General features: G+C 71.3%; 11 protein-coding genes and 1 pseudogene. 9 read left to right on the top strand and 3 right to left on the bottom strand.

The window, feature by feature from the left end; translation table 11 throughout:
- Positions 1-38: 38 nt before the first annotated feature.
- The 4 genes and pseudogenes from ACZ3I3_RS16675 to ACZ3I3_RS16660 form a co-directional block, all read left to right on the top strand.
- A pseudogene (locus tag ACZ3I3_RS16675) lies at positions 39-317 on the top strand (acylphosphatase); the annotation flags it as partial.
- Positions 318-701: 384 nt separating this feature from the next.
- Positions 702-905, top strand: coding sequence for a hypothetical protein (locus ACZ3I3_RS16670; RefSeq protein ID WP_003993245.1), 204 nt, complete (start codon positions 702-704; stop codon positions 903-905).
- Between the two features lie 210 nt (positions 906-1,115).
- On the top strand, positions 1,116-4,694 hold the full coding sequence (gene smc / locus ACZ3I3_RS16665) for a chromosome segregation protein SMC (protein WP_467365700.1): 3,579 nt from the start codon (positions 1,116-1,118) through the stop codon (positions 4,692-4,694).
- Positions 4,695-4,916: 222 nt separating this feature from the next.
- Positions 4,917-6,335 (top strand): sugar porter family MFS transporter, encoded by a 1,419-nt coding sequence (locus tag ACZ3I3_RS16660; RefSeq protein ID WP_356030092.1) that lies wholly within the window; start codon positions 4,917-4,919, stop codon positions 6,333-6,335.
- A gap of 111 nt (positions 6,336-6,446) precedes the next feature.
- On the opposite strand, the gene ACZ3I3_RS16655 is transcribed toward ACZ3I3_RS16660, so the two are convergent.
- Positions 6,447-6,824, bottom strand: a complete 378-nt coding sequence (locus ACZ3I3_RS16655; RefSeq protein WP_467365697.1) for a hypothetical protein — start codon at positions 6,822-6,824, stop codon at positions 6,447-6,449.
- 52 nt (positions 6,825-6,876) lie between these two features.
- Positions 6,877-7,848: an LLM class flavin-dependent oxidoreductase gene (locus ACZ3I3_RS16650; protein WP_467365695.1), complete on the bottom strand. Its 972-nt coding sequence runs from the start codon at positions 7,846-7,848 to the stop codon at positions 6,877-6,879.
- 151 nt (positions 7,849-7,999) lie between these two features.
- Between ACZ3I3_RS16650 and ftsY the strand changes: the two genes are divergently transcribed.
- Positions 8,000-9,199, top strand: a complete 1,200-nt coding sequence (gene ftsY / locus ACZ3I3_RS16645) for a signal recognition particle-docking protein FtsY (RefSeq protein WP_467365694.1) — start codon at positions 8,000-8,002, stop codon at positions 9,197-9,199.
- A 115-nt stretch (positions 9,200-9,314) separates the two neighbouring features.
- On the opposite strand, the gene ACZ3I3_RS16640 is transcribed toward ftsY, so the two are convergent.
- Positions 9,315-9,980: a bifunctional DNA primase/polymerase gene (locus tag ACZ3I3_RS16640; RefSeq protein ID WP_354745427.1), complete on the bottom strand. Its 666-nt coding sequence runs from the start codon at positions 9,978-9,980 to the stop codon at positions 9,315-9,317.
- 443 nt (positions 9,981-10,423) lie between these two features.
- On the opposite strand from ACZ3I3_RS16640, the gene nsdA reads away from it, so the two are divergent.
- The 4 genes from nsdA (at position 10,424) to ACZ3I3_RS16620 (ending at position 16,408) form a co-directional block, all read left to right on the top strand.
- Positions 10,424-11,914, top strand: a complete 1,491-nt coding sequence (gene nsdA, locus ACZ3I3_RS16635; RefSeq protein ID WP_467365693.1) for a transcriptional repressor NsdA — start codon at positions 10,424-10,426, stop codon at positions 11,912-11,914.
- 339 nt (positions 11,915-12,253) lie between these two features.
- Entirely contained in the window at positions 12,254-13,597 is a 1,344-nt protein-coding gene (locus tag ACZ3I3_RS16630; protein WP_467365692.1) for an ammonium transporter, read from the top strand.
- Positions 13,594-13,932 (top strand): P-II family nitrogen regulator, encoded by a 339-nt coding sequence (locus ACZ3I3_RS16625; RefSeq protein WP_102907163.1) that lies wholly within the window; start codon positions 13,594-13,596, stop codon positions 13,930-13,932. Before ACZ3I3_RS16630 ends, ACZ3I3_RS16625 begins: the two co-directional genes overlap by 4 nt.
- 28 nt (positions 13,933-13,960) lie before the next feature.
- The gene (locus ACZ3I3_RS16620) at positions 13,961-16,408 is read left to right on the top strand and encodes a [protein-PII] uridylyltransferase (RefSeq protein ID WP_467365691.1); all 2,448 of its coding nucleotides are present in this window, start codon (positions 13,961-13,963) and stop codon (positions 16,406-16,408) included.
- The last annotated feature ends 19 nt before the right edge of the window (positions 16,409-16,427 follow it).

Below are 16,427 nucleotides of genomic sequence, written 5' to 3'. Positions count from 1 at the left end.
AAGTGCCCAGAGCGAGTTCGGGCGGTTAGGTTGCAGTCATGAGCGAGGATGTGCGACTGGTCGCCTGGGTGCGTGGACGCGTCCAAGGTGTGGGTTTCCGCTGGTTCACGCGAGCCAAGGCCCTGGAGATCGGCGGCCTGAGTGGTTTTGCTCTCAATTTGGGCGACGGACGCGTCCAAGTGGTCGCGGAGGGCGCGCGAGAGGGCTGTGAAGGCCTGCTGGAGTGGCTCCAGAGTGACGACACGCCCGGCCGCGTGGAAGGGGTCACCGAGATCTGGGACACACCTCGCGGGGGCTACGAGGGCTTCGCCATCCGCTGGCCCCTCGCCGCCGGGCGGCCTCCAGGGCCGCCCGCGGACCGGCCGCCGAGGGGCTCCCCGAACGGAAACTTGCTGGTGATTGCCGAGAATCACTTGCCTTGGCAGGCCGCAACCGCAAGGATGATCGTCACGCCCCGAAGGTCCCGCAGTAGCCGCAGCATCGCCGTTCCAGGCCGTGCGCGCCCGGGTTGCCGCCAATACAGGGCGTGATCGTGTTGACCGTCAAACTTTTTGGTGAGACGCTGAAAGCACCCCGCGCACCTAGCTGTTTGGCATGGCTGAACGGCAGCACAACTCCAGGCCCTGCCAAGACTGCGGGTGCGGAATCCCTCACGACCCACACCGCATCGGTCGGTCACTCATTGTGGAGGACCATCCATCATGGCAAAGGCGCTTCTCGGTTACGTCGGCGGCTCCGACCCTCGACTCCTCGCCGAGATGCGACGGCTCCAGCAGCGCGTCCAGGACCTGGAATCCGAACTCGTACGGATCCAGGCCGAAAACGAGGCGCTGACGGCTGCCGCTTCTCACGACAGGATCATGGAGAGCGTTGACGCACACCAGGCGGAGCCTGCGCTCACCTGATCACTGCACCGCTCCACAACAGCACTGCAGTGGTTGGGCCGCCCGTCACAACCGCTGAGTTGTCAGAAGTACAAGGGACGCCGTAGGCGTCCCTTCTTTCTTGCCCCCGCATCCTTTCACCGTCTTTAACGTCTGGTGTGCCCTGTGCGTTCAGCGGCGAAACCGCGGGTTCATGGAGTGAGACGAACCCGGGCGGTAGAGTCCAGCGGCGTGCACCTCAAGGCCCTGACCCTCCGCGGGTTCAAGTCGTTCGCATCGGCGACCACACTCCGGTTCGAGCCGGGTATCACGTGCGTCGTCGGGCCGAACGGCTCGGGCAAGTCCAACGTCGTGGACGCGCTCAGCTGGGTCATGGGCGAGCAGGGCGCCAAGTCGCTGCGCGGCGGCAAGATGGAGGACGTCATCTTCGCCGGCACCACCGGCCGACCCCCGCTGGGCCGGGCCGAGGTGTCCCTGACCATCGACAACTCCGACGGTGCCCTGCCCATCGAGTACGCCGAGGTCACCATCACGCGGATCATGTTCCGCAACGGCGGCAGCGAGTACCAGATCAACGGCGACACCTGCCGCCTCCTCGACATCCAGGAGCTCCTCTCCGACTCCGGCATCGGCCGCGAGATGCATGTCATCGTCGGGCAGGGCCAGCTCGACTCCGTGCTGCACGCCGACCCGATGGGCCGCCGGGCCTTCATCGAGGAGGCCGCCGGCGTCCTCAAGCACCGCAAGCGCAAGGAGAAGGCGCTGCGCAAGCTGGACGCGATGCAGGCCAACCTCGCGCGCGTGCAGGACCTCACCGACGAACTCAGACGGCAGCTCAAGCCCCTCGGCCGCCAGGCCGCCGTCGCGCGCCGGGCCGCCGTCATCCAGGCCGACCTGCGCGACGCCCGGCTGCGCCTGCTGGCCGACGACCTCGTACGGCTCCGGGAAGCCCTCAAGGCGGAGGTCGCCGACGAGGCCGCGCTGAAGGAACGCAAGGAGGCCGCCGAGCAGGAGCTGCGCAAGGCGCTCCAGCGCGAGGCGCTCCTGGAGGACGAGGTGCGACAGCTCGCGCCGCGCCTCCAGCGCGCCCAGCAGACCTGGTACGAGCTCTCCCAGCTCGCCGAGCGGGTGCGCGGCACGATCTCGCTGGCCGACGCCCGCGTGAAGAGCGCCACCTCCGCGCCCCCCGAGGAACGACGCGGCCGCGACCCGGAGGACATGGAGCGCGAGGCCGCCCGCATCCGAGAGCAGGAGGCCGAGCTGGAAGCGGCCCTGGAAGCGGCCGAACGCGCCCTGGAGGACACGGTCGCCCACCGCGCCGAGCTGGAGAGCGCCCTGGCCCAGGAGGAACGGCGCCTGAAGGACGTCGCCCGCGCCATCGCCGACCGGCGCGAGGGCCTGGCCCGGCTCAGCGGCCAGGTCAACGCGGCCCGCTCCCGCGCCGCCTCCGCCCAGGCCGAGATCGAACGCCTGGCCGCCGCCCGCGACGAGGCGCAGGAACGTGCCGTCGCCGCCCAGGAGGAGTACGAGGCCCTCAAGGCCGAGGTCGACGGCCTCGACGCCTCAGACGCGGAACTCGCCGAGCAGCACGAGGCCGCGAAGCAGCACCTCGCCGAGGCCGAGGCCGCCCTCACGGCAGCCCGCGAGGCGACCACGGCCGCCGAACGCAAGCGCGCCGCGACCCAGGCCCGCCACGAGGCCCTGGCACTCGGCCTGCGCCGCAAGGACGGCACGGGGATACTGCTCGCGGCGAAGGACCGCCTCTCCGGCCTCCTCGGTCCGGCGGCGGAACTCCTGACGGTCACCCCGGGCCACGAAGTCGCCCTCGCGGCGGCCTTCGGAGCGGCGGCGGACGCGATCGCGGTGACGAGCCCGTCCTCGGCAGCAGACGCGATCAGACTCCTGCGCAAACAGGACGGAGGCAGGGCGACTCTGCTCTTGGCGGGAGCCTCCGACCTCAGGGGCGCGGGGAACTGCGCGAACGACCACGACGCACCCGCAGACGCACGACACACCTACGCCGCCGACCTCGTCCGCGGCCCTGCCGAGTTGATGCCCGCCGTACGCCGCCTCCTGCAGGGAATCGTCGTCGTCAGCACCCTGGAGGACGCCGAAGACCTCGTCTACACCCACCCCGACCTCACCGCCGTAACGGCCGAAGGCGACCTCCTCGGCGCCCACTTCGCCCACGGCGGCTCCGCAGGCGCCCCCAGCCTCCTCGAAGTACAGGCCTCCGTGGACGAGGCAGCCGCAGAGCTGGAAGAGCTGGCCGTCCGCTGCGAGGCGCTGGCCGAGGCCCAGCAGGCGGCGGTGGAACGCCGCAGGGAGTGCGCCGCGCTGGTCGAGGAGCTGGGGGAGCGGCGCCGGGCCGCCGACCGGGAGAAGTCCGCCGTGGCCCAGCAGCTCGGCCGGCTCGCAGGGCAGGCGCGAGGCGCGGCGGGGGAGGCCGAGCGCTCCACCGCCGCCGCGGCCCGGGCCCAGGAGGCCCTCGACAAGGCGCTGCAGGAGGCCGAGGAGCTCGCCGAGCGGCTCGCCGTCGCCGAGGAGATGCCGATCGAGGAGGAGCCCGACACCTCCGTACGGGACCGGCTCGCCGCCGACGGTGCCAACGCGCGGCAGACGGAGATGGAGGCCCGCCTCCAGGTCCGTACGCACGAGGAACGGGTCAAGGGCCTGGCCGGACGGGCCGACTCCCTGGACCGGGCCGCCCGCGCGGAACGCGAGGCACGCGTGCGTGCCGAGCAGCGGCGGGCCCGGCTGCGGCACGAGGCGGCCGTCGCCGAGGCCGTCGGCTCGGGCGCCCGGCAGCTGCTCGCGCACGTCGAGGTCTCCCTCGCCCGCGCCGACGAGGAGCGCACCGCCGCCGAGGCCGCCAAGGCCCACCGCGAACAGGAACTCGCCCGCGCCCGCACCGAGGGACGCGATCTCAAGGCCGAACTCGACAAGTTGACGGATTCGGTCCACCGCGGCGAGGTACTCGGCGCCGAGAAGCGGCTGCGGATCGAGCAGCTGGAGACCAAGGCGCTGGAGGAGCTGGGTGTCGAACCGGCGGGGCTGGTGGCGGAGTACGGACCGCATCAGCTCGTGCCGCCCTCGCCCCCCGCCGAGGGCGAGGAGCTGCCGGAGGACCCGGAGCACCCGCGCAACAGGCCGAAGCAGTATCTCCGGGCCGAGCAGGAGAAGCGCCTCAAGGCCGCCGAGCGCGCCTACCAGCAGCTCGGCAAGGTGAACCCGCTCGCCCTGGAGGAGTTCGCGGCGCTGGAGGAACGCCACCAGTTCCTCAGCGAGCAGCTGGAGGACCTCAAGAAGACGCGGGCGGATCTCCTCCAGGTGGTGAAGGAGGTCGACGAGCGCGTCGAGCAGGTCTTCACCGAGGCCTACCGGGACACGGCCCGGGAGTTCGAGGGCGTCTTCAGCCGGCTGTTCCCGGGTGGTGAGGGGCGGCTGATCCTGACCGACCCCGACAACATGCTCACCACGGGCGTGGACGTCGAGGCCCGGCCGCCGGGCAAGAAGGTCAAGCGGCTGTCGCTGCTCTCCGGCGGGGAGCGGTCGCTGACCGCCGTGGCGCTGCTCGTGTCGATCTTCAAGGCCCGGCCCAGCCCGTTCTACGTCATGGACGAGGTCGAGGCCGCCCTCGACGACACCAACCTCCAGCGGCTCATCCGGATCATGCAGGAGCTCCAGGAAGCCTCCCAGCTGATCGTGATCACCCACCAGAAGCGCACGATGGAGGTCGCCGACGCGCTGTACGGCGTCTCCATGCAGGGCGACGGTGTGTCGAAGGTCATCAGCCAGCGCCTCCGCTAGATGAGTGTGCTCTACACCGGTCTCACCTGCGACTCTCGATGGCTTCAATACTTGAACACATCACCGACACATTCCTGCCTCAGATTCACAGCTACTGACCTATTGACTTCGAAACTTGAAGGCATAGTCTCGGCAACGTTCCTTTTACCTTCAGGTACCTTCAGGTGGCACCTCGAAGGCTGATTCGCTCCGGCAGCGTTGCCGGTGGCCCGAGGAGTACACGTGACCAGCACAGCGCAGGCACCCAAGTCCGGAGCCAGGGCGGCTCATCCCGAGCATCTCGGGCATGTCATCTTCATCGCGGCGGCGGCCGCGATGGGTGGTTTCCTCTTCGGCTACGACAGTTCCGTGATCAACGGCGCCGTCGAGGCCATCCGGGACCGCTACGACGTCGGCTCCGCAGCCCTCGCCCAGGTCATCGCCATCGCCCTCATCGGCTGCGCCATCGGCGCCGCGACCGCCGGCCGCATCGCCGACCGCATCGGCCGCATCCGGTGCATGCAGATCGCCGCCGTCCTCTTCACCGTCAGCGCCGTCGGCTCCGCGCTGCCCTTCGCGCTGTGGGACCTCGCCTTCTGGCGTGTCGTCGGCGGCTTCGCCATCGGCATGGCCTCCGTGATCGGCCCGGCCTACATCGCCGAGGTCGCCCCGCCCGCCTACCGCGGCCGGCTCGGCTCCTTCCAGCAGGCCGCGATCGTCATCGGCATCGCCGTGTCGCAGCTGGTCAACTGGGGTGTACTGAACGCCGCCGACGGCGACCAGCGTGGCAAGCTGATGGGCCTGGAGGCCTGGCAGGTCATGCTCGGCGTCATGGTCGTCCCGGCCGTCCTCTACGGGCTGCTCTCCTTCGTCATCCCCGAGTCCCCGCGCTTCCTCATCTCCGTCGGCAAGCACGAGCGCGCCCGGGAGATCCTCACCGAGGTCGAGGGCAAGGACGTCGACCTGGACGCCCGTGTCACCGAGATCGAGCACGCCATGAAGAGCGAGCACAAGTCCAGCTTCAAGGACCTGCTCGGCGGCAGCTTCTTCTTCAAGCCGATCGTCTGGATCGGCATCGGCCTGTCGGTCTTCCAGCAGTTCGTCGGCATCAACGTCGCGTTCTACTACTCCTCGACGCTGTGGCAGTCGGTCGGCGTCGACCCGACGGACTCGTTCTTCTACTCCTTCACCACGTCGATCATCAACATCGTCGGCACCGTCATCGCGATGATCTTCGTCGACCGCGTCGGCCGCAAGCCGCTGGCCCTCATCGGCTCGGTCGGCATGGTGATCGGTCTCGCGCTGGAGGCCTGGGCGTTCTCCTACGACCTGGTCGACGGCCAGCTGCCCGCCACCCAGGGCTGGGTCGCCCTGATCGCCGCGCACATGTTCGTGCTCTTCTTCGCCCTGTCCTGGGGTGTGGTCGTCTGGGTCTTCCTCGGCGAGATGTTCCCCAACAAGATCCGCGCCGCCGCCCTGGGCGTGGCCGCGGCCGCGCAGTGGATCGCCAACTGGGCGATCACCGCGAGCTTCCCGTCGCTGGCCGACTGGAACCTCTCCGCGACCTACGTGATCTACACGGTCTTCGCCGCGCTCTCCATCCCGTTCGTCCTGAAGTTCGTCAAGGAGACGAAGGGCAAGGCACTGGAGGAGATGGGCTGAGCCCGTCCCGCACACTCGGGGAGGAGGGCCAAAGTCCCCGCTGCCCCTCTCCCCGTAACCCGCCGCCGCCCCGGTTCGGCCACTGCCCGAGCCGGGGCGGCGGTCCGTCGTTCACCAGATCAGAACGCCGGCGCCGCCTTCCAGGGCGCGCAGGGCGGTCGCCTCGATGTTCCGCAGCCGTGACTCGAGCTGGTCCCGGCGCTCCGCGATTCCGCGCGGGCGCTCGGTGGTGGCGGCGATCAGATCGAGGTTCGCCCGCAGCAGCGCCACCTCCCGCAGGAAGCCGGGCACCTCGGGGGCCTCGACGAGCAGATCGTCCTCGGCCAGGACCGGAAAGTAGCGGGCGCCCAGCGAGCGCACCGTCTCGGAGCCCCACACCGTCCGGCGCCAGGACTCAAAACCGGCCGAGTCGTCGCACCCGTCGGGGACGTCCAGGACCCGCCACTCGCCGTCCGCATCCCGCACGAACACATCCACCGCCAAGGTCATGCGCGCAGTGCATCACCGGCGGGCGCACACGTTCCACCGGATATCGCGAGGGTCAGCCCGCCAGCTCCGGCATCACCCGCTCCGCGAACAGCCGCAGACTCCGCCAGCCCTCCTCCACCGGCATCCCGCCGGCCAGCGGATGCAGGACGTAGGAATCCAGCCCCAGCCCCGCACACTGCTCGGGCGTGAGGATCCGGTACACGCCCTCCGCGCGCAGATCCTCGACCGTCGTCGCCACTGATTTCACCGCCGAGCGCACCCCGCCCGACTGCCAGGAGGCGTACGTACGCGCCTCGTGCAGGAAGTGCTCGCCGTACTGAGCCCAGGCCCGGTCCGGGTCCTCGGCCACGTGCAGCAGTGGTGTCTCGGCGGCCGGCATCATCACCCAGCCCTCGGTGCCGTACTCGGTGAGCCGCTCCTTGTAGTACGCCTCCAGCTCCGGTAGATGCGCGCTGGGGAAGAAGGGCAGGCCGAGCCGGGCGGCCCGGCGGGCGGCTGCCTTGGAGGAGCCGCCCACCAGGAGCAGGGGGTGCGGTTCGGTGTACGGACGCGGGGTGATGCGGACCGTGCGGCCCCGGAAGGCGAAGGGCTCGCCCGTCCACGCCTTCAGCAGCGTCTCCAGCAGCTCGTCCTGGAGCCGTCCGCGCCGGGCGAAGTCCACGCCGAACAGGTCGTACTCCTCGGGCCGGTACCCGATCCCGGCGACCGTCACCAGCCGGCCGCCGCTCAGCAGGTCCAGCACGGCGATCTCCTCGGCGAGCCGCAGCGGGTCGTGCAGCGGGCCGATGACCGCCGAGACCGTGACCGCGACACGCCGGGTCGCGCCGAAGACGGCCCCCGCGAAGGCGAACGGCGACGGCAGCCAGTTGTTGCCGGCCCCGTGGTGCTCCTCGGTCTGCACGGTGGTCACGCCCCGGTCGTCGGCGTACGAGGCCATCTCCAGGGCCGCCCGGTAACGGGCGCCGAGCTCGGCGGGGGCGGCCCCGGGAGCGACGAGGTTGAAGCGTACGACCGAGACGGGCATGGGAACGTCTCCCTTCACCGGGCGGGTGTCCGGAGGACGTTAGCTGACGGGGCGTCAGACATCCAGGGGTGTGGAGATCCGGCGGCCCTGGCGCCGGGAGGGCGGCACAAGCCGCGTGACCCGGGGCCCCATGACTGATACTGGACGGGTTATGGACATCGTCATCCTTGCTGTAGTCATCGCCGTGGTCGTGCTCGGCGCGCTCGGCGGGCTCATCGTCGGCAGCCGGCGCAAGAAGCAGCTGCCCCCGCCCCCGCCCGCAGCGCCCGACATCACCGCCCCACCGGCCGAGCCGCACGTCGGCGACGAGGCCGAGACGCCGCGGGAGGAACCGCGGCGCACGATAGAGGAGGTGGATCTCCCGGACGGCTCGGCTCCGGTCGTCGTCGAGGAGCCGCCCGCCGAGGCTCCCGAGATCGAGATCCCGGAGCCCACCGCGGGCCGCCTGGTCCGGCTGCGGGCCCGGCTCTCCCGCTCCCAGAACGCTCTCGGCCAGGGCCTGCTGACCCTGCTGTCGCGCGAGCACCTCGACGAGGACACCTGGGAGGAGATCGAGGACACGCTGCTCACCGCCGACGTCGGCGTGCAGCCCACCCAGGAACTGGTCGAGCGCCTGCGCGAGCGCGTGAAGGTGCTCGGCACCCGCACCCCCGACGAACTGCGCACCCTGCTGCGCGAGGAACTGGTCACGCTGGTCGGCCCGGACATGGACCGCGCGGTCAAGACCGAGCCGGAGGACCGCAAGCCCGGCATCGTGATGGTCGTCGGCGTCAACGGCACCGGCAAGACCACAACCACCGGCAAGCTGGCCCGTGTCCTGGTGGCCGACGGCCAGAGTGTCGTGCTCGGCGCCGCCGACACCTTCCGGGCCGCCGCCGCCGACCAGCTCCAGACCTGGGGCGAGCGCGTCGGCGCCCACACCGTGCGCGGACCGGAGGGCGGCGACCCGGCCTCCGTCGCCTTCGACGCGGTCAAGGAGGGCAAGGAGATGGGCGCGAACGTCGTGCTCATCGACACCGCCGGCCGGCTGCACACCAAGACCGGCCTGATGGACGAGCTCGGCAAGGTCAAGCGGGTCGTGGAGAAGCAGGCCCCGGTGGACGAGGTGCTGCTCGTGCTCGACGCCACCACCGGGCAGAACGGCCTGGTCCAGGCCCGGGTCTTCGCCGAGGTCGTCGACATCACCGGCATCGTCCTCACCAAGCTGGACGGCACGGCCAAGGGCGGCATCGTGGTCGCGGTCCAGCGCGAGCTGGGTGTCCCGGTGAAGCTGGTCGGGCTCGGGGAGGGCGCGGACGATCTGGCGCCGTTCGAGCCGGAGGCGTTCGTTGACGCTCTTATCGGAGAGTGAGCTGCGGCCACTGCCGAGGAGTCACCTATGGAAATCCGTATGTGAAGCGGTCACGAAGCGCCCGTCCCGATACGCAGTCGGGTCGGGCGCTTCGTTGTGTACGGATGCCTGCCGGCTAAGCCCGTGACCGGTGCGCCACGTACGCCAGCGTGCCCAGCACCAGCCGGGCCTCCGGTGGCCGGGAGGCCGAGTCCAGGGCGGGGGAGCGCAGCCAGCGCACCGGGCCGAGACCGCCGCGGTCGGAGGGCGGCGCCGTGATGTGGGCGCCGGGGCCGAGGCCGCGCAGGTCGAGGGCGGCCGGGTCGTCCCAGCCCATGCGGTAGAGCAGGCCGGGCAGGTCGGCGGCGGCGCCGGGGGCGACGAAGAAGTGGGCGCGGCCGTCCGGCGTCGCCGCGACCGGGCCGACGGGCAGGCCCATGCGCTCCAGCCGGGCGAGCGCACGGCAGCCGGCGGGTTCGGCCACCTCGATGACGTCGAACGCCCGGCCGACCGGCAGCATCACCGAGGCGCCGGGGAACTCGCCCCAGGTCTCGGTCACGTCGTCCAGCGTCGCCCCGGCGGGGATCACCGGCGCGAAGTCCAGCGGATGCGCGCCCGGCGCCGGACAGTCACGGCGGCCGCAGGAGCAGGCACCCGCGGCGGCCCGGGCCCCCGGCACCACGTCCCAGCCCCACAGCCCGGTGTACTCGGCCACGGCCGTGCCGTCCGACGTGCGACCGCGGCGGCGTGAGCCGGACCGGATGTCGCGCATGCCCCGGCTGATGCCGATCGTGAAGCCCATGCCCCCTCCAACGGGTCCGACGCACCGGTGGTTACGCTGCGGACGCGGTGCGTGACTCTCTGTTCCCGCCTTCCCGGCGGCGACCGGTTCACGCCGCGCCCGGAAGTGCCCAGGGTGGTGTGCCCGGCGACACGCGCCCCTGAGTGCATCGCTGCACCCGCTCCTGCTTGTGCTGTGTCAAGTGAATCGCGGTCGCGCGCACGTGAGTTCATTCGAAGGGGTGGCGAATGGTGGCGTTTCCGTGTGAGACGTGGCTGGACGGGTGATCGTAGGATTACTTTGTGTGCACGAGTCCTGGGGGCACATGCACTCGTGGGTATGCCGGAGGCAAGTCGGTATTCCGTTCGAAGGGTGACAAGGACCGGACGGACGGCCGTACGAACCGGCATGCTTAGGGCTTGGCGCACTCGGCGACAAGTGGTCTCAGGGATGGGGGCGTTCCAGTGAGCGGCAACGGCGGAAGCGGGACAAACGCTGCACACGCTGACAAGCGCCCGAACGAGCTGCTCACCTCCTGGTTCGTGCGCAGCGGCTGGTCCAAGGGCGAGCTCGCCCGCCAGGTGAACCGCCGGGCCCGCCAGCTGGGCGCCAACCACATCTCCACGGACACCTCGCGCGTGCGCCGCTGGCTCGACGGCGAGAACCCCCGCGAACCGATCCCCAGGATCCTGTCCGAGCTGTTCTCGGAGCGCTTCGGCGTCGTCGTCTCCGTCGAGGACCTGGGGCTGCGCACCGCGCGCCAGTCACCCTCCGCGACCGGCGTCGACCTGCCGTGGACGGGCCCGCAGACCGTGGCCCTGCTCAGCGAGTTCTCGCGCAGCGACCTGATGCTGGCGCGGCGCGGCTTCCTCGGGAGCTCGCTGGTGCTGTCTGCGGGCCCGGCCCTCATCGAGCCCATGCAGCGCTGGCTCGTCCCCTCGCCCCCGGCCCCGCGGTCGGAGCCCGAGCCCGCGGCCGGTGCCTCCGGGCGGGCCCGCGGCCGGCTCTCCAAGCCGGAGCTGGACCTCCTGGAGTCCACGACGGTGATGTTCCGGCAGTGGGACGCCCAGTGCGGCGGCGGCCTGCGCCGCAAGGCGGTCGTCGGCCAGCTGCACGAGGTGACGGACCTGCTCCAGGAGCCCCAGCCCGAGGCCACCACCCGGCGCCTGTTCAAGGTCGCCGCCGAGCTCGCCGAGCTGGCCGGCTGGATGTCGTACGACATCGGGCTCCAGCCGACCGCGCAGAAGTACTTCGTCCTCGCGCTGCACGCCGCCAAGGAGGCCGGTGACCGGCCCCTCGGTTCGTATGTGCTGTCCAGCATGAGCCGGCAGATGATCCACCTCGGCCGGCCCGACGACGCGCTGGAGCTGATCCACCTCGCGCAGTACGGCAGCCGGGACTGCGCGAGTCCGCGCACCCAGTCGATGCTGTATGCGATGGAGGCCCGCGCCTACGCCAACATGGGCCAGCCCGGCAAGTGCAAACGGGCGGTCCGGATGGCCGAGGACACCTTCGCCGAGTCCGACGAGTGGGACGAGCCGGACCCCGACTGGATCCGCTTCTTCTCCGAGGCCGAGCTGTACGGCGAGAACTCGCACTCGTACCGAGACCTGGCCTATGTCGCCGGCCGCAGCCCGACGTACGCCTCGCTGGCCGAGCCCCTGATGAAGCGGGCCGTGGAGCTCTTCGCCGAGGACGACGAGCACCAGCGGTCGTACGCGCTGAACCTGATCGGCATGGCCACGGTGAACCTCCTCCAGCGCGAGCCCGAGCAGTGCACGGTCTACGCCTCCCAGGCCATGCAGGTCGCCAAGAAGGTCCGCTCCGAGCGGGTCAACACTCGTATTCGAAAGACGGTCGACACGGCCGCACGCGACTTCGGCGACCTGGGCGAGGTCGTCGACCTCACCGAGCGGCTCGCGGCCGAGCTGCCCGAGACCGCAGAGGCGGTCTGAGCTGCCCTCCTCCGAGAATCCGCCCACCCCCTGAACCCCGGCCGCGGCCGGCCCTCCCGAACTGCCCGACTCGGCTCCCCCATGCCAGGTCATCGGAAGGCCGACCGCGGCCGGACCTGCTTCCTCGCGGAAGATTGCGTCACGATAACGATCGACGCGCCCGCGATCCGGCAGTTCATCGAGGCGTAACACACAGAGCGCCTTCGTCACGGCGGCGAAACAACGAGGGGCTTCCACCGAAACCGCGCTGCGCCAATCTCGTGGCGCATAACCGGCCCACCCCTCATTCCGCTCGAGGCTTCGCCCGCACGGGGCCGTACCAACGACGAGGAGACGCCGATGGCACCAGCCATCACCCTTGCCGCAGAAGCACCCAAGCTGTCTGCCGCCAACACAGGGTTCATGCTCATCTGTTCCGCCCTGGTGATGCTCATGACCCCGGGCCTGGCCTTCTTCTACGGAGGCATGGTCCGCGTCAAGAGCACCTTGAACATGCTGATGATGAGCTTCATCAGCCTCGGGATCGTCACCATCCTGTGGGTGCTGTACGGCTTCTCCATGGCGTTCGGCACCGACTCCGGCAGCCTCATCGGCTGGAACTCCGACTGGGTCGGCCTCAGCAACATCGGCCTGACCCAGTTGTGGGACGGCTACACCATCCCGATCTTCGTGTTCCTGGTCTTCCAGCTGATGTTCGCGATCATCACACCCGCCCTGATCAGCGGTGCCCTCGCCGACCGCGTGAAGTTCAGCGCCTGGGCGCTGTTCATCACCCTGTGGGCCACGGTCGTCTACTTCCCGGTCGCGCACTGGGTCTGGGGCGCCGGCGGCTGGGCCTTCGAGCTGGGTGTGATCGACTTCGCCGGTGGTACGGCGGTCCACATCAACGCCGGTGCCGCTGCGCTCGGCGTGATCCTGGTCATCGGCAAGCGCGTCGGCTTCAAGAGGGACCCGATGCGTCCGCACAGCCTGCCGCTGGTCATGCTCGGTGCCGGTCTGCTGTGGTTCGGCTGGTTCGGCTTCAACGCCGGCTCGTGGCTCGGCAACGACGACGGCGTCGGCGCGCTGATGTTCGTCAACACGCAGGTCGCCACCGCCGCCGCGATGCTGGCCTGGCTCGCCTACGAGAAGATCCGCCACGGCGCGTTCACCACGCTGGGCGCCGCCTCCGGCGCGGTCGCCGGTCTGGTCGCCATCACCCCGGCCGGTGGCGCGGTCAGCCCGCTCGGCGCGATCGCCGTCGGCGTCATCGCCGGTGTGCTGTGCGCCATGGCCGTCGGCCTGAAGTACAAGTTCGGCTACGACGACTCGCTCGACGTCGTCGGCGTCCACCTGGTCGGCGGTGTCGTCGGCTCCCTGCTGATCGGCTTCTTCGCCAGCGGCCACGGCCAGTCCGACGTCGCGGGCCTCTTCTACGGCGGCGGCCTGACCCAGTTCTGGAAGCAGTGCGCCGGTGTCTTCGCGGTGCTCGCCTACTCGCTGATCGTCTCCGCGATCCTCGCCTTCATCCTCGACAAGACCATCGGTATGCGGGTCCCCGAGGACGATGAGATCGCCGGCATCGACCAGGCCGAGCACGCCGAGACCGCATACGACTTCAGCGGCGCCGGTGGCGGTGCCGCCAAGACCGCCACCGTCGCGGCCGCCGTGGCCGGAGCCGAGAGCAAGAAGGTGGACGCATGAAGCTCATCACCGCCGTCGTGAAGCCGCACCGGCTCGACGAGATCAAGGAAGCCCTCCAGGCCTTCGGCGTGCACGGCCTGACGGTCACCGAGGCCAGCGGCTACGGTCGTCAGCGGGGCCACACCGAGGTCTACCGCGGTGCCGAGTACACGGTCGACCTGGTCCCGAAGATCCGCATCGAGGTCCTGGTCGAGGACGACGACGCCGAGCAACTGATCGAGGTCGTGGTCAAGGCGGCCCGCACCGGCAAGATCGGTGACGGCAAGGTCTGGTCCATCCCGGTCGACACGGCCGTACGGGTCCGGACCGGCGAGCGCGGCCCCGACGCGCTCTGAGGCAGGCAAACAGAACAGGAGTCGCTGGGTGACGGGTACGGACGTGCAGAAGGAAGCAGAGGATTCGGGACCCAGCGGCTACGCGGCGGCCCGGCTGCGTCTCCTCACCGAGGAGGCGCGGTCCGGGCCGCCGCGCCGTGCGGCCCTGGCCGACCTCACGGACGACTGGCTCACCGGCCTGTTCGCCGCGGGCGCGGAAGGCTTGCGCGGAGTCTCCCTGGTCGCCGTCGGCGGCTACGGCCGCGGCGAGCTCTCCCCGCGCAGCGACCTCGACCTGCTCCTGCTGCACGACGGCAGCGACGCCAAGGCGGTCGCCGCCCTCGCCGACCGGCTCTGGTACCCGGTGTGGGACCTGGGCCTGGCCCTCGACCACTCCGTCCGCACGCCCACCGAGGCCCGCAAGACCGCGGGGGAGGACCTCAAGGTCCAGCTCGGCCTGCTGGACGCCCGGCACCTCGCCGGTGACCTCGGCCTCACCGCCGGGCTCCGTACGGCCGTGCTGGCCGACTGGCGTAACCAGGCGCCCAAACGCCTCCCCGAACTCCAGGAACTGTGCGCCGAACGCGCCGAGCGCCAGGGCGAGCTGCAGTACCTCCTGGAACCCGATCTGAAGGAGGCCCGCGGCGGGCTGCGCGACGCCACCGCGCTGCGTGCCGTCGCCGCCTCCTGGCTCGCCGACGCCCCGCGCGAGGGCCTCGCCGACGCCCGGCGCCGGCTCCTCGACGTCCGGGACGCCCTGCACCTGGCCACCGGGCGGGCCACCGACCGGCTCGCCCTCCAGGAGCAGGACCAGGTGGCCGCCGAGCTCGGCCTGCTCGACGCGGACACGCTGCTGCGGCAGGTCTACGAGGCGGCGCGGCTCATCTCGTACGCCAGTGACGTCACCTGGCGCGAGGTGGGGCGCGTACTGCGGTCGCGTGCCGTGCGGCCCCGGCTGCGCGCCATGCTGGGCGGCGGAAAGCCGACCGCCGAGCGTTCTCCGCTGGCCGAAGGCGTCGTGGAGCAGGACGGCGAGGTGGTGCTCGCCCGCGCCGCACGCCCCGAGCGCGACCCCGTACTGCCATTGCGCGCCGCGGCAGCCGCCGCACAGGCCGGACTCCCGCTCTCCCTGCACGCCGTACGGCGCATGGCGGCCACCGTGCGCCCGCTGCCCGCGCCCTGGCCCGCCGAGGCCCGCGAGCAGCTCGTCACCCTGCTCGGCTCCGGCCGCCCGACCATCGAGGTCTGGGAGGCGCTGGAGGCCGAGGGGCTGATCACCCGGCTGCTGCCCGACTGGGAGCGGGTGCGGTGCCGCCCGCAGCGCAACGCCGTGCACCTGTGGACCGTCGACCGGCATCTCATCGAGACCGCCGTGCGCGCCTCCGAGTTCACCCGCCGGGTCAGCCGCCCCGACCTGCTGCTGGTCGCCGCGCTGCTGCACGACATCGGCAAGGGCTGGCCCGGCGACCACTCGGTGGCCGGCGAGATCATCGCCAAGGACGTGGCCGCCCGCATCGGCTTCGACCGCCACGACGTGACGGTCGTCGCCACCCTCGTCCGCCATCACCTGCTGCTAGTGGAGACGGCCACCCGGCGCGACCTGGAGGACCCGGCCACCGTGCGCTCGGTCGCCGAGGCCGTCGGCTCCCAGAGCACCCTGGAACTGCTGCACGCGCTCACCGAGGCCGACGCCCTGGCCACCGGCCCGGCCGCCTGGTCGTCCTGGCGCGGCTCGCTCGTCGCCGACCTCGTCGAGCGGGTCTCGGCGGTGCTCGCCGGGGACGCCCCGGACGATCCCGAGGACGCCGCGCCGACGGCCGAGCAGGAGCGGCTCGCCATCGAGGCGGTCGCGACGGGCAGCCCGGTCCTCTCCCTGCGGGCCCAGACCGAACCGCCCGCCGGGCAGGAGCCCTCCGGTGACCCCGAGCCGCTCGGCGTGGAGCTGCTCATCGCCGTCCCCGACCAGCCGGGTGTGCTGCCCGCGGTGGCCGGTGTCCTCGCCATGCACCGGCTGACCGTACGCACGGCGGAGCTGCGGTCCCTGACCCTCCCGGACGGCGTCGACGGCTCGGTCCTGCTGCTGGACTGGCGGGTCGCCGCCGAGTACGGCTCGCTGCCGCAGGCCGCCCGCCTGCGCGCCGACCTCGTGCGGGCGCTGGACGGCTCCCTGGACATCGCCGGCCGTCTCGCCGAACGGGACGCGGCCTATCCGCGCCGCCGGGGCGTGGTGGCCCCGCCGCCCCGGGTGTCGGTCCACCCGGCCGCCTCCCGGCTGGCCACCGTCATCGAGGTCCGCTCCCAGGACGCCCCGGGCCTGCTGTTCCGCATCGGCCGCGCCCTGGAGGACGCGAGCGTCCTGGTGCGCAGCGCGCACGTCTCGACGCTCGGCGCCAACGCCGTCGACGCCTTCTACGTGACCGGTCCGAAGGGCGCGCCGCTGCCCGGTGACGAGGCCGAGTCGGTGGCGCGGAAGCTGGAGGAGACACTGCGTGGGTGAGGGCGACCCGGCGACTTGT

This window comes from Streptomyces sp. NPDC016851 (assembly GCF_055562795.1).
This window is presented reverse-complemented; position numbering and strand designations above follow the sequence as displayed.